Genomic DNA, 20,648 nt, shown 5'->3' on the forward strand with positions numbered 1-20,648 from the left:
GCGGGCTCAGCCCAGGGTGGCGGAGGCTCGGCCGAGGCCCTCGGCGACGGAGGTGAAGGCGTCCGCGGTGCGCACGCGCTCCTCGCCGAAGCGGCGCACGTAGAGCTGGCGCACGGCGGGAATCTGCGACGAGCCACCGGTGAGGAACACCGCGTCGATGTGCTCGGCCTCCGGGTGGCGCGCGAGCAGACCCTGGGTGCACTGCTCCAGCTCGTCGAGCAGCGGCTGGCTGAAGGCGTCGAACTCGGCGCGGGTGATGGGCTCGTGGAGGTTGATGCGGGCCTCCTCGAAGTCGATGGTGGCGACGTCGTCGCGGGACAGGCGCACCTTGGCGGCCTCGATGGCGCGGAAGAGGCGGTAGCCCAGGTTGTCCACGACCAGGTCGTGGAGGGCCTCGATTTCGGCCGGCTTGTCGCTGGTCTCCATCATCGTATTGAGCAGCTCCTGGGTGGACTTCTCACGGATGAAGGACATCTCGTGCCAGGACAGCAGCTTGGCCATGATGTGCTGTGGAATGGGCAGGCGCTTGTCGCTCAGGCCGCGCACCCGGTACGTGGAGCCGGCGCCGAAGCGGGGCAAGAGCTTGTGGCGCATGATTTCGGCGTCGAAGCGGTCTCCGCCGATGCGCACGCCGGTGGATCCGACGACGTCCGGGCGGCGGTCCTTGGCGCCCCGGCGCGAGGGGCCCAGGCGCATCAGGGTGAGGTCGGTGGTGCCGGCGCCGAAGTCGGCCACGAGGACCAGCTCGTCGCGGGTGAGCTGGGCCTCGTAGGCGAGCGCGGCGGCGATGGGCTCGATGAGGAACTCGATGTGCTGGAAGCCGGCGAGCTCGGCGGCGCGCTGCAGGCGCTTCTGGGCGAGGGCGTCCGCGTCCGGGTCCGGCGTGAAGACGGCGGGGCGGCCGAGGATGACGGCCTCCGGGGGCGTGCCCATGTGGGCGCCGGCGGCCTCGCGCACGCGGCGCAGGAGGATGGCGACCAGGTCCTCGATGGTGAAGGTGCGGCCCTTGACCTGGGTGGCGCGGAAGGAGCTGGAGTGGAGGAAGGACTTCACGGACTGGATGAAGCGCCCGGTGTTGTCCTCGAGGTAGCGGTTGATGGCGTCGGCGCCCGTGTAGATCTCGCGCTCGTCGTCCGGGAAGAACATGACGGAGCGATAGAGCCGGGGCTCCGAGGTGTGGGGTTGCAGGGACAGCACCGTGCCGTCGGGCAGGGCCGCCGCGGTGTTGCTGGTTCCGAAGTCGAGTCCGCAGGCGTGCATGGGGGTGCGCCCCTTATCCCCAAAGTCCCGGAAAGGGTAGGGCGTCGTGAGGTGGGCTGCCCGATGCAGGACGGCCGAGTGGGCGGCCGCCCGGAGAGGGCGTGGGTTGGCGGAGTTCGATGACTTCCCATGTTTCTTGTTCGGGCAGTCACGACAGGAGGACTCATGAAGCTCCGCGCGAAGTGGGCGGTGGCCGCGGGCGCCGCGTTGCTCGTCACGGGATGTCGGTCGAAGTCGTCGCAGGAGGACGAGCAGAAACAGCAGGCCACCCAGGCGCGCGAGGACGTCCAGCGGGAGCAGCGCGAGCTGGACGAAGCGAAGGGCCGGGCCGAGCGCGAGTCCGCGGAGGCACGGCAGTCGGGCCAGGGGCAGGCGGAGCCGCAGCAGGGCACCCAGGCGGGTGCGGATGCACGGCAGCAGGCCGCGCAGGCGGGACAGCAGGCGGCCGAGGCACAGCGGCAGGCCACGCAGGCGGGCCAGCAGGCCACCGCGGCTCAGCAACAGGCCACGCAGGCGGGACAGCAGGCCACCGCAGCCCAGCAACAAGCCGCACAGGCGGGACAGACACAGCAGCAGGCCACGCAGGCGGGGCAGGTGGACCCGACGACACGGCAACAGGCGCAGGCGGGACAGCAAGGCGCAGTGGCGCAGCAGCAGTCCGCACAGGCGGCTCAAGCGGGTCAGACTGCACCGGGAGGCTCGGAGGCGCAGCAGCAGTCCGTACAGGCGGGACAGCAGGGCAGTGAGGCGCAGCAGCAGGCGCAGGCCCAGCAGAGCGCTGGCGCCACGGGGACGCTGACGGATGACGCCAGCGATCTCGAGTCTGAAAGGCAGGCGGAGCGCGCGGCGGAGCGGCAGGCCGAGCTGCGCGCGGAGCAGCAGGCGCGCCAGTCCAGCGCGGCGGCGGTCGGTGGCACGGGCTCGGAGACCTCATCATCGAGTTCGTCGGTCCCGTCCCAGTCCACCGCGGAGCCGGGAATTGGAGGCTCCTCCGCGGCGGGTGAATCGCAGACCTTGCCCTCGACCGATTCGAGCAGCTCGGCGCAAACCTCGCAGCCGGTCGAGGAGCCGCCCCAGCCGCTCTCACCCCTCGAGCAACTCGATGCACGGCAGCAGCAGGAACAGATTCTCGGCACCGCGGAGCCACAGCAGCCCACCGCGGACACCCAGCAGCAGCCGGTGGCTACCGCGCCGTCCACCGACATCCAGACACAGTCTCAGACAGAAACCACCGGCACCCAGTCGCAGACTGGGACGGTCACACAGCAACCCCAGCAGCCCGTGGTCATGCTCCCCGTCCCGTCCACGGGGACGTGGCAGGGCGGCACGGCGTCCTCGGGGGCCCAGCTCGGCGCCGAACAACAGTTCACCGGGGAGGTGGTGCGCGCCTCCGAGAGCGAGGTCTTGCTCAGCCAGAACGGCGAGCCGCAGCTCCGCGTGACGGTGAGCCCCTCGACGCTGGTGATGGTGAATGGCATCCAGTCGGTCGCCGAGGACCTCCCGGAGGGCGCCCAGGTGCGCGCCGCGTACACCATGGATGAGTCAGGCGAGGCCACCGCCACGCGCATCGAGGCCACCTCGCCAGGCGGGCCCACTGGTTCCAGCACCCCACTCCAGGACACGCAACCCACACCGCAGCAGTAATCCCATCGCTCCGGTGATGGGGTGTCGAAAAGCGCCTCGTGATACGAAAGGCCTCCTCACAACATCCGAGGAGGTCTCATCATGAAGCAGCGTCTCGTCGTCATCCTGGGAGCACTGGGGTTGGGCGTGGTGATGGGCTGTGGTGGAGCCGTCGAGCAAGCCCTCGAGCCGACCGCCAGCGAGGCCGCGTCCCTGTGGGACGAACCGCAGGAGCCCGCGCTCTGCAAGAAGGATGGGGAGTGTGGCTCCGGCGAGGACTGGGTGACGTGTCCGGCGGACTGCGAGCCTCCAACGGACACGTGCGGGGACGGCGCGTGCCTCGGTGCGGAGACGCCCCAGAGCTGCCCGGCGGACTGCGACGCTCCGGTTGACGGGTGCGGTGACGGCTATTGCACCGGTGCGGAGACGCACCAGAGCTGTCCTTTGGATTGCGACGGCTGAGCGTCGCTGGTCGGGCACCTATCGTCCGTCGGACAGTGGCAACGGTTCCCGCGCCCATACCGCTCGCACCTGCCCCTCCCCAACCTCCGCCAGCCTGGGTGGAGAACGGGGAGGGGACATGCACGGGGTGAGAGGGTGGATGGGCGCGCTGCTGGCGGGCGCGGTGGTGTTCGCGGTGGGCTGCATGAGTGAGTCGAGCGAGAGCCCGGTGCCGGGGCTCAGCACGCAGACGGTGGAGCTCACGGACGCGCAGATCCTCCGGGTGGTGCAGGTCGCGAACGAGAGCGAGGTTGCCTTCGGGGCGCTCGGGCAGTCTCGCGCGACCACCGCGTCGGTGCGGGACTTCAGCGTGAAGATGGTCACCGAGCACACCGTGGCGCGCGAGGAGCTGGGCCTGTTGGCCGTGGACCAGGGGCTCCGGCCCGCGGACAGCGAGCTGTCCTCGATGCTGATGGCGGAGGCCCAGCACATGATGGCGGAGATGGACTCGTTGGAGGGGACGCGCTTCGACCTGGCGCTGATGGACGTGCAACTCGCGCTCCATGCGCGCACGGCGATGCTGATGGACTCCCTGCTGCTGTCCCAGTCGGACAACGAGGCCCTGCGCCAGGCGCTGACGGCGCAGCGCAAGACGGTGCAGGGGCACCTGGAGGAGGCCCTGCCCATCCAGAAGGCCCTCTTCGACGCCCCTGCTCCCTGAGCCCGCCCGACGCGCTACGAGAGGACCTGGAGCAGCCGCCGGGGGATGTCCTCGGCGTGCCAGCGCTGGAGCTCGCGCGCAATCTCGGCGGAGCGCTTCGCGCGGCCTTCTCGGATGAGGGGGAGCAGGGCGCGAGCCGCCTTGCGCTCCTGGGGCTTGCCGCCCGCGGCGAGCCGCTCGAAGACCTCCAGCCGGACGTCCGCGTCGTGCAGCTCGCCGAGTCCTTCCTGGAGCGGGACGAGCATCTCGGTCATCGCGCCGAGCGTCCGCCGGAAGGCGGGCTGGAAGATCTCGAGTTCGTAGCGCAGCTTCTTCAGTTCCTTGCGCAGCACATGGGCGGAAGTCGCGTCGGGCGCGTCCATGTAGACCTTCATCCGCTTGTGCACGCGGCGCACGCGCCAGTGCAGGGGCTCCTTCACGCGGCGCCCGCCGAAGCGATGGTCATCCTCCAGCCCATCCACCTTGCGCAGCATGCGAGGCAGGGTGCGGGACGACCAGCGCTTCAGCTCCGAGCGCAGTCGCTTCTCCCGTGCCTCCAGGCCGGTCAGCCGGGCCTTGCCCAGCGCGGCGATGCCCTTGCGGGTCTCCGGCTTCTCCCGGCGCGCCTTCTTCGCGACGTCCTCGAGCCATGAAGCCTGGACGTGTAGGTCCCTCACGTCGCCCAGCGCGTCCTGGAGGCGCTTCACCTCGTGCTCCAGCTTGGTGAGTCCACCCAGCGGGCGGAACACCTGGAGGGCGGCGCGGAGCCTGCGGGTGGCGACGCGCATGTCGTGGACGGCGTCGTCGTCGATGGTGCCGTTGAGCTTGGACTCCGGCTTGCGGACATCGGCGAGTCGTCCGGCGAGGATGCGGCGCGCGGCCTGTCCCAGCTCGCTGTCGGGGCCGAGACCTCGGATGGGCGTGGGTTGAGCCATGGGGCCTAGCCTCCCTTCGCGGCGTAGGTGCGAATCATCTGCTCGGCGGCCTCGGGGCCTTCCCAGCCGAGGACCCGGGCGTCCTTGTCGGCGAAGTGGACGACGGTGAGGAAGAAGTGCGCGAGCTCATCGCGCTCTCGGCTGGAGATGTCCTGGTAGGTGCGCAGCTGTTCGGCGCGGGGCGCCTGGGTGGGGATGGCGAGGATGCGGTCATTGCGCTCGCGCTCCCCGGGCTTGCCGTCCTTCTTCTTCTGGTCGACCTGGAGGACACCGAGGGCGCGGCAGGGCAGCACGACGCCGGGCCAGGTGGAGTCGTCCCACAGGACCATGGCGTCGAGCGGGTCGCCGTCCGGGCCGAGGGTGGAGGGGATGAAGCCCCAGTCGAAGGGGTAGCGCAGTCCCCGGGTGAGGGGACGTGAGAGCGAGAAGGCCGAGAGCGCGGTGTCGTACTTGAGCTTCACCGTCGAGCCGCGAGGCGACTCGACGACGACGTGGAAGGCGCCCTGGGGCCCGCGGGTGGGCAGGCGGGAGAGGTCCGTCGTCATGGAAGGTGAAAGGTCGTGCCGGAGGCGCGGCCCGGCAAGAGCCCTGTGGGCGACGTTACGGGTCGCCAACCTTCCGAGTGTCGGGAAGTCTACCGGGCCTGGGTGGGCTGGCCCTTCCAGAGGAAGCGGCCGACGTCCTGGAAGGAGGAGCCCTTCCACTTGAGGATGCGCTCGGGGCGGGCGGTGGGTTCGCGGGACTGGCGGAAGACGATTTCCGGGAGGCCATCGCCATCGACGTCCTGGAGGGCGCCCACGGAGCAGGCGCTGGAGGTGCAGCCGTTGGTCCATTGCTCTGAGGTGAGGCGCTTGCGGTTGGGGACGTCGTAGACGCGCACGTAGGTGGTGGAGTTGCCGACGTCGTAGTGCTCCACGGCGATGAGGCCCGTGCCGAGCTCATGCAGGCAGGTGGTGATCCGCGCGGCGCAGGGCGTGGCGTCGACGACGGTGGCATCGGGCTTGCCGCAGCTCGACAGGGTGAGGCTCTTGATGGACTGGTCCTGGCCGCAGACTTTCGAGCTGCCGCGAATGAGGGCGTCGTTCTTCTCGAGGAACCAGAGCGCGTCGGGTTGCCGGGAGAGAGTGCAGAGTCCCCAGGTGACGCGGCCGCTCCAGTCCTTGTCGCACGAGCGTTCGGGGGCCTTGTCGCGGGCGTCGTCGAAGTTCGGAATCAGGGACGAGGGACGGGCCGTCTGGGCCTGGGCGAAGGAGGCCAGGAGCACGGCGAGGAGCAGCAGGGCGCGCATGCGGACATCCTGGGCGAGCGCGGGGCGGGAACTCAAGTGCCGGGTGGCGCCGTCGCTGGAGTGGAGATGGAAAGATGTATGGAGTCACTCGTTTGGTTGGTGACCCTTGAGGTTGTCTGTCTGGGCTGTTATGTCGCGCCGCACCGCCCGAGGCATTGGCGTCAGGGTTGGGGGGAAGACATGAAGCTCGAGGGGCTCATCGCACTGCTGTTGCTCGGTGTCGGGTGTTCAGCGTCCCGGGTCGTGAACCTGAGGACCGGGCAGGGGACGTCCATCGCCTACACGCCGGTGGAGTCAGCGCCGGTCGAGATTGAAGAAGACGCTTTCAAGGAGGTGGTCTCCCGGCTCGTGCTCGACATGAAGCTGGATGTGGCGTTCAGGGAGAGTGAGGAGGAGGACCTCCGGCGCTCGTTGCTCGCGTCCTCGGGTGGATTCGTGGATGGGGCGCGGGGGCGCGCGGTTTCTCCGGAGTACGAGCGCATCTGCCAGCGGCAGGACGATCCTGGAAACTGCCTGGGGATGTTGGCGGGAGGGCTCGCGCTGGGGCCGATGGAGCGCAGGATGATGGCGCTCTACTTCGCGCTCGACACGGTCTGGGAGGGAGTGGAGGAGGCGCTGGGTGACGTGGTGAACGCGGCTGCGTTGCGGGCGATGGTGACCTCCATGATTGGGACGGCGCTGGTGATGCTGGTGGCGCCGGAGCCGATCACGAAGCTCGTCGCGGTGGCGCTGACGGCGTCGTTGATTGCGTACCTGGGGACCGGGCCGGTGTGGAATCTGGGGCAGGGGTTCCTGCGGCTCATGGACGAGTCGAAGGCTGCGGCGAACTTCGCGGACCTGGAGCGGGCGGGGCACCGCTTCGGCAAGCTCCTCGGAGACAACGGCGCGCGAGTCCTGGTGGTGGTCGCGTTGTCGGCGCTGGGCGGAAGGGGGGCGATGGCCGCGCAGGGGCCCAGGCTGCCGGGCTTCGCTCACGCGGCTTCCCGGGCCCAGATGGAGGGTGGGTTTCTCCTCACGGGGGCCCTGGTCGGCGAGGTCCAGGCGATTTCAGTGGCCTCCGCCGGAGTGTTGAACGTGACGCTCGCGCCGACGGCGGTCGCCGCCGTGGCGATGGGACCGGGCGCCTCCGCGCAGGCTGGGGGCGTCATCCAGGGAGACCCGGAGGGCAACGTCCACCATATCTGCACCGACAAGAACGAGATCTCCGAGGTATCCGGTGGCCCATGGACGCCGATCTTCCAGGCGCTCTTCGAACGAGCGAACATGAGCCTGAATGACACCGCGAATCTCGTACGAATCCAGGGGCACAAGGGCCCGCATCCTGCTGAGTATCACCAGGAGGTGCTCCGCCGGCTCACGGACGCCATGCAGGGCTGTCGAGGGCCCGCGAAGTGCCGTGTCGCGCTTGTCGACGAACTGGCGAAGATTGCACGAGACCTGACGACCCCTGGCAGTTGGCTCCGGAAGCTGGTGTTGAAGGACATCGAGGGATGACACATGGGGCGCCGCTTCTTTGATTTGAAGATCGACGTATACGTGCCCGGCCGTTGGTACCTGTCGGACCCTCAGAATCCCGCCGGAGACGAGATCGAGGACATCTGGCAGTTCATCCAGGGGAAGCCGGTCGAGCTGACCGAGCGATTGCGCATCCCGCTCTACCAAGCAGGGGCTCCACTGGACTTCACGACCGCAGGGGCAGGGCAGGCGCCGATTGTCAGCGACCGGGTCGCGTCCCTGTTCCGCCAGATGGCTCCCGAAGATGTTCAGCTCTTCTCGGTGGATGTCGAGGGAGAGTCTCAACCTTTCTTCCTGCTCAACGTGGCTCGGGAGATTCGGTGCATCGATGACGCCGCATGCGCGGCGGTCCAGATTCGTACCGCGGACGAGTACACGGAGCGGGTCGGGGAGTACCGTTCAGTGTCCAGGTTGCGAATCGACAAGACGAAGGTTGGCGACGCTCGCGTGTTCCGGACCTGGGGATGGCACGCTCCCATCATCGTCGATGAGGACCTCAAGGACGCGCTGGAGGCCAATGGCATCTTCGGCGGCAGATTCGACGAGGTCTGAACCAAGAAGTTCAAGAGGTGGCCGAGTTTCGCCAGCGATTCTGCTCGTACAGTTGACGAGGTCTTTGTGGGACGACAAATGGCAGTGTGCCTTACGGGTATGGATGTAAAGGCATTGGAGGCGGTTCTTCGTGCGGGAGAGGAATTCCGAGTGGTCAAGGGCCTGACTGAGACGCCTTGTGTTGTCGACGCTAAAGGTGTGCTCGCGGAGCAAACCCACATGGTTTATCTGGTTAGGGGCGTGGACGCGCTTGGGGTCCGGTTTCAACCGATTCCAGGTAGGAATCTCTACAGGGTGGATTCGACTGACTCGCCAGTCGTTGAGTTCAGTCCATGTAGGGTGAACAACTCCGTGATGCGCCCGGGGCGTCTGTTTTTCAAGGCTCGGTACTATGAAGGAGAGAAAGAGGTGGATAAGCCTCCAGGTTTCTTGGCGTGGTCTTCATGGCTCATGACTCGCTGTAAGAAGGAACTGATGGCTGATGGTGCGACGCGCACCTACTGGGGTAGGGAGGCGGCGAGTTTGCGCGAGGCGTCGCAGTTGAAGCTGGAACTCTGGTGAGAGGACGAGCTCTGGGGCCTCATTGGCGCCCTGGGCGTGGAACTCGACGAGGTCTGAGGGATGAAGCTCAAAATCGCTGAGCTTCGACACGTGACGAACCGCTTGTTCGACCACCTCGAACAGCGTGGACATCTGGAAGTCGAGTTCCCTGAGGACTTCTTCGGACGACTGGATGGAGCTACAGCAGATGGGGGCCGGGGCAGAAATCGCCTGTGAGCGATGGCCTGGTGTGGCTGTCGTCGCTCAGTCCCGCAGGTCGCCCCCCAGCATCCACACCAGCAGCGTGATGGCGAAGCCAAGTCCCGAGCAGGCGAGGCCCGCGATGGGCATCCAGCGCAGTCTCGCGAGCTCGGGCGTCTTCTCCACGCGGCTCATCATCACGAGGTTCATGATCACCGCGCCCGCCTGCAGGATGAAGCAGAAGGGGAGCACTGACAGCACACCCAGGACGAAGCCCGTGATGACCGTCGACTTGCTGGTGCCCTCCTGCCCCGGCACGACGCGCGAGCGCAAATCCCAGCACGTCGGACACATGGGCCGTGCCTCCGGCCGCACCCGACGCTCACACGCCGGGCACATGAACGTGCCACACCGCAGACACACCCAGCTCGCCTCGGCGTCCGGATGTGCCGCGCAGCTCGCTCCCTCCGGTGGAGCCTCCACGCTCATGCCGAGCGCACCTCACGCGCCGGCATCGCCCGCGAGGCCTGTCCCGCCTGCAGGTGCCTCAAAATGGCGGACGCCGCCTCATCGCTGGGCAGCCGCAACGTGATGTTCCGGTCGTCGATGCGCAACACCTGCGGCACCTTCCCCTGCACCACCGCGAAGTACGCCACCACGGGCACGAGCACCGCCACCAGGACCCCCACCATCAGGTAGCTCCCGGTCTGCGTGTTCCCGCCGAACGTGAAGATGGAGCCGAACAACACGGCGATGGTCCCCAGGAACGACAACCCGAAGACCAGCTTCGCGCGCTTCCACTGCGCCCAGCCCTCCTCGCTGAACGGCAGCGTCCCCTGCGCCTTCTTCGTCAGCAGCATCGCCACGAGCAACACGATGAGCGCCGCGAACGGCACGAAGATGAGCAGCCAGCGCGGATACCACGAGAACTTCACCGGCTGGAACGTGATGCCTTCTGTCTGCCCGGTGATGACGCACACCCGGGGCAAATCGAACTCACTGAGCTCGTTCTTGGGAATGACGACCTGACGCATGGCCGTCTTTCTAATCCACCACTTCCCTCGAACACCAGCCAGCCCCTCAAGAGCTGCAGCTCACCACCAGGTGCCGACCCCAGGCCGGCGGCGCCACCGTGTACTCCTCGTACTCGGGGCGCTGGGTGAAGGGGTCCGCCAGTGCGGACAGCAACCGCACGACCTCCGAATAGTCCCCCTGCCGTGCCCGCTCGATGGCCGCCTGCGCCATCCAGTTGCGCAGCACATACCTGGGATTCACCCGCTCCATCCGCCCCTGGCGCTCCTCATCCACGCTCCCCTCCGCCGCCAGCCGCGCCCGGTAGCGCTCCGCCCAGCCATCGAACGGCACGCGGTCCGCGAACATCACCGCCGCGTCCTCCACCCGCCCAAGCGCCCGGAAGAAGCGCGTGTAGTCCACCGCCGCCTCGGCCATGACCGAGAACAAATCCCCGACGAGCGCCCGGTCCTCCTCGCGCGCCTCCTGGAGCCCCAGCTTCTCGCGCATCAAGGACAGGAAGTGCGCGCTGAACGTCGGCTCGAACGTGGCCAGCGCCGCGCGGGCCTCGTCCTCGGTCATCAGCGTCAGCAGCGCCTCACCCAGACACGCCAGGTTCCACATCGCGATGCGCGGCTGCTGGTCGAACGCATACCGGCCCCGGTGGTCCGAGTGGTTGCAGATGAACCCCGGCTCGAAGTCATCCTGGAACCCAAACGGCCCATAGTCCAGCGTGAGCCCCAGGATGGACATGTTGTCCGTGTTCATCACCCCGTGCGCGAAGCCCACCGCCTGCCATCGCGCCACCAGCCGCGCCGTGCGCTCCACCACCTCCGCGTAGAACCGCGCATACCGGCCCTCCACCCCGGACAGGTGCGGGAAGTGCCCGTCGATGACGTGGTCCGCCAGCCGCGCCACCTGCTCGGGCTGCTCCGTGTAGTGGAAGTACTCGAACGTCCCGAAGCGCACGTGCGAGGGCGCCATCCGCACAATCATCGCGCCGGTCTCCACCTCCTCGCGGTACACCGGCTCATCCCCTCCAATCAGACACAACGTCCGCGTGGTCGGGATGCCCAGCCCGTGCATCGCCTCACCGCACAGGTACTCACGGATGGACGAGCGCAGCACCGCGCGCCCATCCCCACCCCGCGAGAACGGCGTGGGCCCGCCTCCCTTCAGGTGCAAATCCCACTTCGCCCCGTCCGTCGTGCGCACCTCGCCCAGCAGCAGCGCGCGCCCGTCCCCCAGCCGAGGCACGTACACGCCGAACTGATGCCCGGCGTACACCATGGCGAAGGGCTCCATGCCCGGCAGCGGCCTGCCACCGCCGAAGACCTCGACGAACTCAGGCCGCCGAGCCTCCTCCGGCTCCAACCCCAAGAGCCGCATCGCCGAGGGGTTCACGCTCAACAGCCGGGCGTTCGGGAAGGCGCGGGGCGCCACCCTCGCTCCAAATCCAGACGGCAGGCGGGCGTAGGTGTTGTCGAAGACGAGTTGTTCGAGCGTGGGCATGACGGAGGACAACAAGCGGGGACGCGGCCGTCGTCCGGCCGCATCCCGGGAGGACGACTCAGGGAACCTTCATGCCCCGCTGCACGGCGGGGCGGCTGCCCACGCGCGCGAGCCACTGCGGCACGCGTGTCAGGCCCGCGAACAGCTCCGGGAAGTAGCTCTGCGAGCCCGCGACCCACGGGTACAGCGAGATGTCCGCGATGGAGTACGCCCCCGCGACGTAGTCCCCCTTGCCGAGCTGCCCGTCGAGCACCTTGAGCAGCCGCTTCGACTCCTGCGTGTACCGGTCGATGGCGTAGGGAATCTTCGAGGAGTGGAAGCGCGCGAAGTGGTTGAGCTGCCCGAACATGGGGCCCACGCCGCCCATCTGGAACATCAGCCACTGCGTCACCTGCGCCTTGCCGCGCAGGTCCGAGGGCATCAGCTTCCCCGTCTTCTCCGCCAGGTACAGCAGGATGGCGCCCGACTCGAACACGGTGATGGGCTGTCCACCCGGCCCCTGCGCATCGACGATGGCCGGAATCTTGTTGTTGGGATTGACGGCCAGGAACTCGGGCTTGAACTGCTCGCCCTTGGAGATGTCCACCGACTTCGCGGTGTAGGGCAGCCCCAGCTCCTCCAGGGCGATGGAGACCTTGCGCCCGTTGGGCGTGGCGAACGTGTACAGGTCAATCATGGTGTGCTGACTCCCGTGAGCCGCGCGCTTTCGCGCCAGAGTTGCTCTGCGAGGGCGTCGTCCCGCGCGGCCGCGGACGGCTTCCTCTTCTTGCGTCGGACGAAGTACTTCCCGGAGACCTTCTCCACGTCGGGCGAGGTGGCCAGGTAGATGGACGTCCTGGCGCCGCCGGCCGGCGACAGGAAGAACGGCCCGCCCAGCTTCACGATCCACTTGAAGAAGCCCAGCGTGTTGTGCCCGAACCCCGAGCGCACCACGCCCGGGTGCACCGCGTTCGTCGTCACGGCCGTGCCCTCCAGCCGCTTCGCCAAGGCGTGCGTGAACAGGACGTTGGCCAGCTTCGACGTGGCGTAGACGCGGAAGCCGTCATAGCGGCGCTCGCTCTGCAGGTCGTCGAAGTCCAGCTTGCCGATGTAGTGCACGTCCGACGACAGGTTGATGACCCGCGCGGCGCCGCTGGCCTTGAGCGTGTCCAGCAGGAGGTTCGTGAGCAGGAAGGGCGCCAGATGATTCGTGGCGAACGTCGCCTCCAGCCCATCCACCGTGACCTGTCGCCGGTCGATGATGAGCCCCGCGTTGTTCACCAGCACATCCAGCCGCGAGTAGCGCGAGAGGAACACCTTCGCCAGCGCGCGCACGGCGGACATCGAGCTCAGGTCCGCGAGGATGAAGTCGACCCGGGCGTCCGGCGCCTCCGCCTTGACGGCGTCCACGGCGGCCTGGGTGCGGGTGGCGTCACGGCCCACGAGCACCACGGTGGCGCCCAGCCGGGCGAGGGCCTTCGAGGTCTCCAGGCCGATACCGCCGGTGGCCCCGGTGATGAGGCACACCTTCCCGTCCATCCGTGTCTCGGCGCTCATATGACGTCCCCAGGATTTCGAGGACGCCTTCTATATGCCGACGCGGGCCCGGACGCTCGTGGAAGCGCCGGGCCCGTGTGGAAGGGAGGACCCTTGTCGCGGCCTCAGGCGTTGGTGGGACGCGTGGGCTCGGTGCCCGCGTCCCGGCCACCCTTGCCGGGGCGCATGCCCGGGCGCGCGCCGCCGTTGAGGTGGCTCTCCAGGAACCACATGTCCAGCTCCACGTCCCCGAGCACCTGGGTGAGCAGGTCCACGGTGATGGGCTCCTCCAGCTCGTCGCAGCGCTGGATGCCGCCGCGGATGGAGGCCGCGTAGCGGGCGAAGCGGTCGACGAGGGCCTTCAGGTGGTCCTCGCTCTCCACCGCCTTGAGGTCGTACTCGGGCAGCTCGCTGTTCTTGGCGGCCAGGCGGATGGTGCCCTCGGCGTAGCCGCCCAGGGTGCCGGCGCGCTCGGCGAACTCGTCGGCCTGCTTGCGCGCGTGCTTGGCCAGGTCGTCGAACAGCAGGTGGCGGCTGTAGAAGTGCGTGCCCCGGATGTTCCAGTGCGCTTGTTTGATCTGCCAGTGCAGGTCGATGGAGTCGGCCAGCAGCGTGTTGAGCAGGTCGATGATCTCCTCACGCTTCTCACTGGGGACATTCACATGGCTGGGAAAGTTCATGGTTTGGCGCTCCCTCCAGAAAGCTTTCCGAAGAGTGGGGATGACCTCCCACATGCGCCATGGCGCCCCATCACGCCCGCAGAGCGGCCGGCCGACCGGGCGGTCTCCCCGACGACACGTGGCGGCCAGCCCCGTCGTGAGCATCGCGAGGCGCGCCCGGGTTCCCTGGAAGACGGGCCTGCTCACGGGGTCGCGATGACGCGGCTCCAGGCCCCCTTCGTCCTGGGAGGGACCGGGTAGGGGCTCGGGGCCGGACATTTCGAGCGGCGAAGTGCTTCTTCTCGGGAGGCACTGGAGGCAGACTTCAGGTGTGTCCCGGCGCTCCTCGTGGTCCATCGCGGTCGTCCTGTCGCTGCTCCTGCACGCGGCGCTCTTCGTGGCGCTGTCGCGGATGAGCGGACCCGTGCCCGCGCGGCGGACGGCGACGGTGACGGAGCTGGACATCGTCTACGTGCCCATGAAGGCACCGCGGCAGGTGGCCACGCCCGCTCCGGCGACGAGCCCCTCCGCGCCGCAACCGCCGAAGCCCCCGCGCAAGGCGGAGCGTCCGCCGACGGATATCGCGAAAGCGCCCGCCACGCCGCCGTCCTCGCCGTCGACGGAGCCCTCGCGGGTCGCGCAGGCGCCCGGTGGCGGGAAGAGGGAGGACGCGCCCGGTTCCGAAGAGCTGCCCGCGGATGCTCCGCGCGCGAGCGGGCCGGCGATTTCACTGATGCCCAAGGGCTGGGTGGGCGGCATGCCGGTGGGCCCGTCGCAGTCCGGGCGGACGCTGCGCAACAACGGCGACGCGGGGACGGACCCGAGCGTGATTGCGCGCGAGCAGGCGGAGGAGGCCCAGGCGCGCGTGGATGGCTGGGCGGCGGACGCGGCGGCCTCGGCGCGCGCCGAGAGTGGCGCGGTGAATCCTTACTTCACGAACCTCCAGGACCGGTTCGCCAAGAAGCTGGTGAACCCGCCGTCGCCGGACCTGAAGGTGCTGGCCTCGCGGATGAAGCGCGAGCAGGTGGACGCGGTGAAGCGCTTCGGTGAGACGGGCTCGCCCTACGTGGCGACGAAGCGCGACCGCCGTCTCGAGGAGCGCAACCGCATGCAGGCGGCCGTGGAGGCGGGGCGCGCGGCGAACATGTTCATGGTGGATGTCACCGAGCCCATCCTGGCGCTCGCCGCGGTGGTGGAGGTGCGGCAGACGCGTGAAGGTGAGCTGGTGGACCTGCGCGTGCTGGAGGGCTCGGGTGACCCGAAGTTCGACCAGTGGGCCGTCGCGCACCTGAAGGAGGCGCTGGCCAGCGCGGACGCGCCCCCGGAGTCGGGCCATGGGCTCCGCTCGGACGGGCTGCGCAGCCGCTGGCGCCTGGAGGAGTACGTGGGCAACCCGCGCGTGAAGGTCATCCTCATCGGCGTGTACTGACGGGCTCAGCGCTCCGCGTACACGGGCTGTCCCTGGGGCGCCGTGCCCTCGGTGGCGTAGCCCTCCTTCACCCAGTACTCGATTCCTCCCAGCATCTCCTTCACGCGGAAGCCGAGCGCGGCCAGCTTCGCCGCCGCGCGGGTGGAGCCGTTGCAGCCCGGGCCCCAGCAGTAGGTGACGATGACGTCGTCCTTGCTCAAGTGGGCGGTGGTGGTCTCGGAGATGCTCCGCGTGGGGAGGTTCCGCGCACCCGGGATGTGGCGCTGCGCGTAGGCGTCCGGCGAGCGGGTGTCCACGACGACGAAGCCCTTCTTGCCGCGCTCCAGGTCCAGGTGCACGTCGGCGGCGTCCGTCTCTACGGAGAGCTTCGCGAGGAAGTGGCGGCGGGCCTCCTCGGGTGACGCGGCGGGGACTTCGAGGACGAAGGAGAAGGGCGTGGTCATGGGAGGGCTCCTGGTGGATGGGCCGTGACGCTCGGAACAGTGCGCTCCCAGTGGCCCATGGGAAAGCACCACTTCGGTGCACAGGGGTGGACCATTTCACGAGGCCCGGTTACGTGAGGGGCCATGACGAAGCGCTCCCAGGGCGTGCCCCTGTCCTTCCTGATGCTGGACTCGAGTCGGGGGACAGGCCCGCTGCATCGGCGCCTCTACGAGCGGCTGCGCGAGGCCATCCTCTCGGGGACGCTGGCGCCTCGGAGCCGGCTGCCCTCCACGCGCACGCTCGCCCGGGAGCTGGGGCTCTCTCGGGGCACGGTGGAGGAGGCCTTCGCGCAGCTCGACGCCGAGGGCTTCCTGGAGCGGCGCGTGGGCTCGGGGAGCACCGTCGCGCTGCCGGAGCATTCACGCGCGCCCCGAAGCACCCCAGTGCGAGGTGGCTCGCCACGGGCCCGGGGCGATGGGCTCTCCCGTCGGGGACGGCGGATGGCGGGTGACGTGCTTCCACCTGAGCCTCGGGACGTGCGTCCCTTCACGCCCTGCCTCCCCGCGCTGGAGCTGTTTCCGGCGAAGGCCTGGGCGCGCGCCGTCGCGAGGCAGGCGAGGGCGTGGGGGCCGGAGCGGATGCTCCACGGTGAGCCCGAGGGCTTTCGTCCCCTGCGCGAGGCCATCGCGGCGCACCTGGGGCCCGCGCGCGGCGTGCGCTGTGCCTGGCGTCAGGTGCTGGTCTTCTCCAGCACACAGCAAGCGTTGGATTTGACGGCGCGGCTGCTCCTGGATGAAGGCGACGGCGTGTGGCTGGAGGAGCCGGGCTATCTGGGAGCGCGCGTTGCGTTCGAGTCCGCGGGAGCGCGGCTGCATCCGGTGCCGGTGGACGCGCAGGGGCTCCAGGTGGACACGGGGCGGACGCGGGCCCCGAGGGCGCGGCTGGCGTACGTCACACCCTCGCACCAATACCCGCTGGGCGTGACGATGAGCCTGCCGAGGCGACTGGCGTTGTTGGAGCACGCGCGAGCCTCGGGGATGTGGGTGCTCGAGGACGACTACGACAGTGAGTTCCGCTACGCGACGCGTCCGCTGGCGGCCATCCAGGGCATGGACGCCGCGGGGCGGGTGCTCTACGCGGGCACCTTCAACAAGGTGATGTTCCCGTCGCTGCGACTGGCCTTCCTGGTGGTGCCCCAGGGGCTGGTGGAGCCCTTCACCGCGGCGCGCGCCTCGACGGAGGGACACACGCCCACGCTGTCGCAGGCCGCGATGGCGGACTTCATGGACTCGGGCCACTACGTCACCCATTTGAGACACATGCGGCAGGTCTACTCGGAGCGACGCGATGCGCTGTTGGATGCATTGCGACGTGAAGGCAATCCCAGCCTTCGACCCGGCGCGGCGGAGGCGGGAATGCATGTCACGGCATTCCTGGCGTCCGGGTGTGAGGACCTGGCGCTGGTCGAGCGGACGGATGCGAGGCGCCTGGGCGCACGCCGGCTGTCGCCGCTCTACCTGGGACGCAAGCGGGAGCAGGGATTGGTGCTGGGGTTCTCGGGGGCGAGTCCCGCCGGCCTCCGCGCCGCCGTCCGGGAGCTGGTCCCACTGCTCGCGGAGAGCGAGGCGTCACCTCACCTCAGCGCGCCTCGTCCTCGAAGATGAAGTCGGTGATGCTCTTCCAGGTGGCCTCGAACTGGGGCCGACGGAAGCCGGAGCCGGAGATGAGCCAGTCCACGTGTGGCGGCTGGTGCGCGGGCTGGTCGAAGTGGCCGATGGCATCCAGGTGGTCCGCGCGCACCGCCGCGAGCACGCGTCCGTAAACCTGCGAGCGCGTGGGGACGATGCCGTCACACGCCGTGGGCCCCGGCATCGCGCCATACGCCTGCACCAGCGCCGCCGTCTGCGCGGGCGAGTGCAGCGGCAGCGCCGTCAGCGGCATGCGCTGCGTCTGTCCATATACGAACGCGTAGATGGTGTGCGTGAGCTGCGCGTACGGGTCCAGGCCCGCGGACACCCGCGTGCGCAAGGACGGCGGCCTGGCCTGCGTCACCACCGAGCCGTAGCGCACGCCCGGCCGGTCCACGGTGCTCGCGTTGAACAGGTCGATGCCCTCCGGCGTGAGCTGCGGAATCAGCGACGTGTCGTTGCCCACGTCGCTCAGGAACTTCGACACCGCGTCGCGCCGCTCGGAGGAGAAGTCCCCCAGGAGCTGGTCATAGAGCTGGTCCAACAGCGTCTGCTTCCAGCCGAGCTGGTCATCCGCGCGCGCCATCAGGTGCCCGAAGCGGAACACCACCCGCAGCGGCAGCCGGCCAAAGCGCAGCACGTACACCGTGAACAGCGACAACAACTTCAACAGCCGCTGACCGAACAGCCCCAGGAAGAACGACGCCAGCGGCGTGCCCGCGTGCGGCGTGGACACCGTCACCACCGAGCGCACCCTGCGTGCGAACGGCTCCAGCTCCAACCCCTCCGCCAACTGCGCGCCGGGGCTCGCGAACAGCCGCGCGTCCAGCCCACCCGTCGAGTGCCCCACCAGGTGGATGGGCCCGTCGTCCCCACCCGCCGTCTCCTGCACGACCTTGAGCAGGTCCGCGGTGCGCGTGCGGATGGACGCCGTCGGATGGGACAGGACGATGGTGACCTCCGAGTCCGTCATGCCCCGCCGGGCCAGCTCCGCCTTCAAGTAGTCGAGCGCGTGTCCGAAGTAGACGAGCTCGCCCAGATTGATGAACCCGAAGAAACCGGGGACGAGATAGATGTGGTGCTTCGCGGCCATTGCCTCCACCATACCTGACGCGCCGCGTGATTCCCCTCGGGAATGCTGCCGCCGAGCGGGCGTTGTGCGGCGCCTTTCTCACTCGACTTCCAGAAGGATGAACACCCGTGGACCGTGCACTGCTCGCACTTGGCCTGCTCCTGTCGCTGCCCGCCGTGGCGGACGAGGGCATGTGGACCTACGACGCCTTCCCCGTGGAGGCGGTGAAGAAGGCCCATGGTTTCACGCCGACCCAGGCGTGGCTGGACAAGGTCCGGCTCGGCTCGGTGCGTCTGGCGGGCGGCTGCTCCGCCAGCTTCGTGTCCCCGGAGGGGTTGGTGATGACCAACCACCACTGCATCCGAGGATGTATCGAGGACTTGGCCTCGCCCAAGGAGGACCTGCTGGCCAAGGGCTTCCAGGCCCGCACGCCCGCCGAGGAGCGGCGCTGCCCCAAGGTGGAGGCCAACCAGCTGGTGAAGATGACGGACGTCACCGAGCGGATGAACACGGCGACGAAGGGCCTGTCCGGCGCGGCCTTCAACACCGCGCTCAAGAAGGAGATGTCCGCGGTGGAGTCCGCGTGCGCCACGTCCACGGACGTGCGCTGTGACGTGGTGACGCTGTTCAACGGCGGCAAGTATCACCTCTACGAGTACCGCCGCTTCCAGGACGTGCGCCTGGTGTTCGCGCCCGAGTTCTCCATGGCGGCGTTCGGCGGAGACCCGGACAACTTCAACTTCCCGCGCTTCGGCTACGACGTGGCCTTCCTGCGCGTGTGGAAGGACGAGCAGCCGGCGAAGAGCCCCGACTACCTGCCGTGGGCGAAGACGGGCGCGAAGGACGGGGACCTGGTCTTCGTCTCCGGCCACCCCGGCGGCACCGAGCGCAAGGCGAGCGTCGCGGAGCTGGAGTTCCAGCGCGACGTGAACCTGCCCTACACGCTGCTGATGCTCGCGGAGGTGCGCGGCAAGCTGAAGGAGTACGCGAGCACGTCGCCGGAGCGCTTCCGCACCACGCGCTCCAGGCTGCGCGGCGTGGAGAACGGGCTGAAGGCCCTGCGCGGCCGGCTCCAGGCGCTCGCGGACCCGGCGCTGCTCGCGAAGAAGCGCGAGGACGAGGCGGAGCTGCGCCGGCGCGTGGAGGCCAACCCCCAGGTGAAGGCCGCCACGGCGGGGGCGTGGGAGGAGACGGCGAAGGCGCTCGACACGTACCGCCGCATGCTGCCCGAGTACCGCATGAAGGAGGCCGGGGACGCGTACGGCTCGGAGCTGTTCGGCATCGCCCGGCAGCTGGTGCGGCTGTCGGAGGAGCAGGGCAAGCCGAACGCGGAGCGCCTGCGCGAGTACACGGACGCGCAGCTGCCCTCGCTGCGTCAGCAGCTGCTCAGGAGCGCGCCCATCGCGCTGGAGCTGGACGAGTCGATGCTCGCCTTCGGCCTGGGCCGGCTGCGGGAGACCCTGGGCGCGGATGATCCGTTCGTGCGCGAGGTGCTCGGCACGGAGTCCCCCGAGGGGCTGGCCCGCGCGCTGGTGCGCGGCACGAAGCTGGGCGACGTGAAGACGCGCAAGGCGCTGCTCGAGGGTGGCAAGGCCGCGGTGGACGCGTCCAAGGACCCGATGCTGCTGTTCGCGCGCAAGGTGGACGGCCCGGCGCGCGAGGTGCGCAAGCGCTACGAGGACACGGTGGAGGCGGTGCTCAAGCGCAACGGCGAGCGGCTGGCCAAGGCGCACCTCGCCGTGTACGGCACCTCGGGCTACCCCGACGCCACCTTCACGCTGCGCCTCAACCCCGGTCAGGTGAAGGGCTGGGAGGAGAATGGCCGTCCGGTGGCGTCGCTGACGACGTTCGGCGGGGCCTACGCGCGCCACACCGGCAAGGAGCCCTTCAAGCTGCCCGACACGTGGATGAAGGCGAAGGGCAAGGTGCCCGACGCCACGCCCCTGGACATGGCCACCACCAACGACATCATCGGCGGCAACTCCGGCTCGCCCGTGGTGGACCGGGACGGGCGCGTGGTGGGGCTCATCTTCGACGGCAACCTGCACTCGCTCGGCGGGCGCTACGCCTATGTCCCGGAGACGAACCGCGCCGTGGCGGTGCACGGGGACGGCATCCTCGCCGCGCTGGAGCACGTCTACGGCGCGGCCCGCGTGGTGCGCGAGCTGAAGGCAGCCAGCGACGTCGAGGCCCCACCCGCGAGGTAGGTTGGATTCAGGACGCTTCCTCTCGGCTTCCTCAAGCTGTGAGAAGTCGATACCCCGAGGTGTCCTCGCTGAGGGCA

General features: G+C 69.0%; 21 protein-coding genes. 9 read left to right on the forward strand and 12 right to left on the reverse strand.

Translation table 11 applies throughout. The features are described 5' to 3' along the window. Nucleotides 1-6: 6 nt before the first annotated feature. On the reverse strand, nt 7-1,260 hold the full coding sequence (locus K8640_RS04435; protein WP_223745928.1) for an Hsp70 family protein: 1,254 nt from the start codon (nt 1,258-1,260) through the stop codon (nt 7-9). 165 nt (nt 1,261-1,425) lie between these two features. On the opposite strand from K8640_RS04435, the gene K8640_RS04440 reads away from it, so the two are divergent. The 3 genes from K8640_RS04440 (at nt 1,426) to K8640_RS04450 (ending at nt 4,045) form a co-directional block, all read left to right on the forward strand. After that, entirely contained in the window at nt 1,426-2,904 is a 1,479-nt protein-coding gene (locus tag K8640_RS04440; RefSeq protein ID WP_223745929.1) for a hypothetical protein, read from the forward strand. 81 nt (nt 2,905-2,985) lie between these two features. After that, nucleotides 2,986-3,345, forward strand: coding sequence for a tenascin-X (locus K8640_RS04445; RefSeq protein WP_223745930.1), 360 nt, complete (start codon nt 2,986-2,988; stop codon nt 3,343-3,345). A gap of 118 nt (nt 3,346-3,463) precedes the next feature. Then, nucleotides 3,464-4,045, forward strand: a complete 582-nt coding sequence (locus K8640_RS04450; protein WP_223745931.1) for a DUF4142 domain-containing protein — start codon at nt 3,464-3,466, stop codon at nt 4,043-4,045. A 14-nt stretch (nt 4,046-4,059) separates the two neighbouring features. Here the strand turns inward: K8640_RS04450 and K8640_RS04455 are convergent, their stop codons facing one another. The 3 genes from K8640_RS04455 to K8640_RS04465 all read right to left on the reverse strand — a co-directional run bounded on the left by K8640_RS04455 (nt 4,060) and on the right by K8640_RS04465 (nt 6,247). Next, entirely contained in the window at nt 4,060-4,959 is a 900-nt protein-coding gene (locus K8640_RS04455) for a CHAD domain-containing protein (RefSeq protein ID WP_223745932.1), read from the reverse strand. 5 nt (nt 4,960-4,964) lie between these two features. After that, nucleotides 4,965-5,504 (reverse strand): inorganic diphosphatase, encoded by a 540-nt coding sequence (locus tag K8640_RS04460; RefSeq protein WP_223745933.1) that lies wholly within the window; start codon nt 5,502-5,504, stop codon nt 4,965-4,967. 89 nt (nt 5,505-5,593) lie between these two features. After that, on the reverse strand, nt 5,594-6,247 hold the full coding sequence (locus K8640_RS04465) for a hypothetical protein (RefSeq protein WP_223745934.1): 654 nt from the start codon (nt 6,245-6,247) through the stop codon (nt 5,594-5,596). A 180-nt stretch (nt 6,248-6,427) separates the two neighbouring features. On the opposite strand from K8640_RS04465, the gene K8640_RS04470 reads away from it, so the two are divergent. The 3 genes from K8640_RS04470 (at nt 6,428) to K8640_RS04480 (ending at nt 8,875) form a co-directional block, all read left to right on the forward strand. Next, entirely contained in the window at nt 6,428-7,741 is a 1,314-nt protein-coding gene (locus tag K8640_RS04470) for an AHH domain-containing protein (protein ID WP_223745935.1), read from the forward strand. Nucleotides 7,742-7,744: 3 nt separating this feature from the next. After that, nucleotides 7,745-8,314, forward strand: a complete 570-nt coding sequence (locus tag K8640_RS04475) for an imm11 family protein (RefSeq protein ID WP_223745936.1) — start codon at nt 7,745-7,747, stop codon at nt 8,312-8,314. A gap of 150 nt (nt 8,315-8,464) precedes the next feature. Then, nucleotides 8,465-8,875, forward strand: a complete 411-nt coding sequence (locus K8640_RS04480) for a hypothetical protein (protein WP_223745937.1) — start codon at nt 8,465-8,467, stop codon at nt 8,873-8,875. A 243-nt stretch (nt 8,876-9,118) separates the two neighbouring features. On the opposite strand, the gene K8640_RS04485 is transcribed toward K8640_RS04480, so the two are convergent. From K8640_RS04485 to dps, 6 genes are all read right to left on the reverse strand, one after another. Then, nucleotides 9,119-9,544, reverse strand: coding sequence for a B-box zinc finger protein (locus tag K8640_RS04485; protein WP_223745938.1), 426 nt, complete (start codon nt 9,542-9,544; stop codon nt 9,119-9,121). Next, complete coding sequence (locus K8640_RS04490; RefSeq protein ID WP_223745939.1) at nt 9,541-10,089, reverse strand: hypothetical protein; 549 nt, start codon at nt 10,087-10,089, stop codon at nt 9,541-9,543. Before K8640_RS04490 ends, K8640_RS04485 begins: the two co-directional genes overlap by 4 nt. 46 nt (nt 10,090-10,135) lie before the next feature. Next, on the reverse strand, nt 10,136-11,578 hold the full coding sequence (locus K8640_RS04495; RefSeq protein WP_223745940.1) for a YdiU family protein: 1,443 nt from the start codon (nt 11,576-11,578) through the stop codon (nt 10,136-10,138). A 58-nt stretch (nt 11,579-11,636) separates the two neighbouring features. After that, nucleotides 11,637-12,254 (reverse strand): glutathione S-transferase family protein, encoded by a 618-nt coding sequence (locus K8640_RS04500; RefSeq protein WP_223745941.1) that lies wholly within the window; start codon nt 12,252-12,254, stop codon nt 11,637-11,639. Continuing rightward, nucleotides 12,251-13,114, reverse strand: a complete 864-nt coding sequence (locus K8640_RS04505; protein ID WP_223745942.1) for an SDR family oxidoreductase — start codon at nt 13,112-13,114, stop codon at nt 12,251-12,253. The genes K8640_RS04500 and K8640_RS04505 overlap by 4 nt, the downstream gene beginning before the upstream one ends. Nucleotides 13,115-13,218: 104 nt before the next feature. Further along, nucleotides 13,219-13,827, reverse strand: coding sequence for a DNA starvation/stationary phase protection protein Dps (dps, locus tag K8640_RS04510; RefSeq protein WP_255652664.1), 609 nt, complete (start codon nt 13,825-13,827; stop codon nt 13,219-13,221). A gap of 256 nt (nt 13,828-14,083) precedes the next feature. Here dps and K8640_RS04515 point away from each other — a divergent pair, with 256 nt between their 5' ends. Next, nucleotides 14,084-15,181, forward strand: a complete 1,098-nt coding sequence (locus K8640_RS04515; RefSeq protein ID WP_223745944.1) for a TonB C-terminal domain-containing protein — start codon at nt 14,084-14,086, stop codon at nt 15,179-15,181. 5 nt (nt 15,182-15,186) lie between these two features. On the opposite strand, the gene K8640_RS04520 is transcribed toward K8640_RS04515, so the two are convergent. After that, nucleotides 15,187-15,624 carry a rhodanese-like domain-containing protein gene (locus K8640_RS04520; protein ID WP_223745945.1) on the reverse strand — a complete coding sequence of 146 codons (438 nt, stop codon included), beginning with the start codon at nt 15,622-15,624 and terminating at the stop codon, nt 15,187-15,189. Nucleotides 15,625-15,747: 123 nt separating this feature from the next. Between K8640_RS04520 and K8640_RS04525 the strand changes: the two genes are divergently transcribed. Continuing rightward, nucleotides 15,748-17,268 (forward strand): PLP-dependent aminotransferase family protein, encoded by a 1,521-nt coding sequence (locus K8640_RS04525; RefSeq protein ID WP_223745946.1) that lies wholly within the window; start codon nt 15,748-15,750, stop codon nt 17,266-17,268. On the opposite strand, the gene K8640_RS04530 is transcribed toward K8640_RS04525, so the two are convergent. Further along, complete coding sequence (locus K8640_RS04530) at nt 17,243-18,385, reverse strand: triacylglycerol lipase (protein ID WP_194869405.1); 1,143 nt, start codon at nt 18,383-18,385, stop codon at nt 17,243-17,245. The two genes, K8640_RS04525 and K8640_RS04530, sit on opposite strands and share 26 nt — an antisense overlap. A 107-nt stretch (nt 18,386-18,492) precedes the next feature. Between K8640_RS04530 and K8640_RS04535 the strand changes: the two genes are divergently transcribed. Then, nucleotides 18,493-20,571, forward strand: a complete 2,079-nt coding sequence (locus K8640_RS04535) for a S46 family peptidase (protein ID WP_223745947.1) — start codon at nt 18,493-18,495, stop codon at nt 20,569-20,571. Nucleotides 20,572-20,648 lie beyond the last annotated feature (77 nt).

Source organism: Myxococcus sp. XM-1-1-1, from assembly GCF_020037095.1.
GTDB lineage: Bacteria > Myxococcota > Myxococcia > Myxococcales > Myxococcaceae > Myxococcus > Myxococcus fulvus.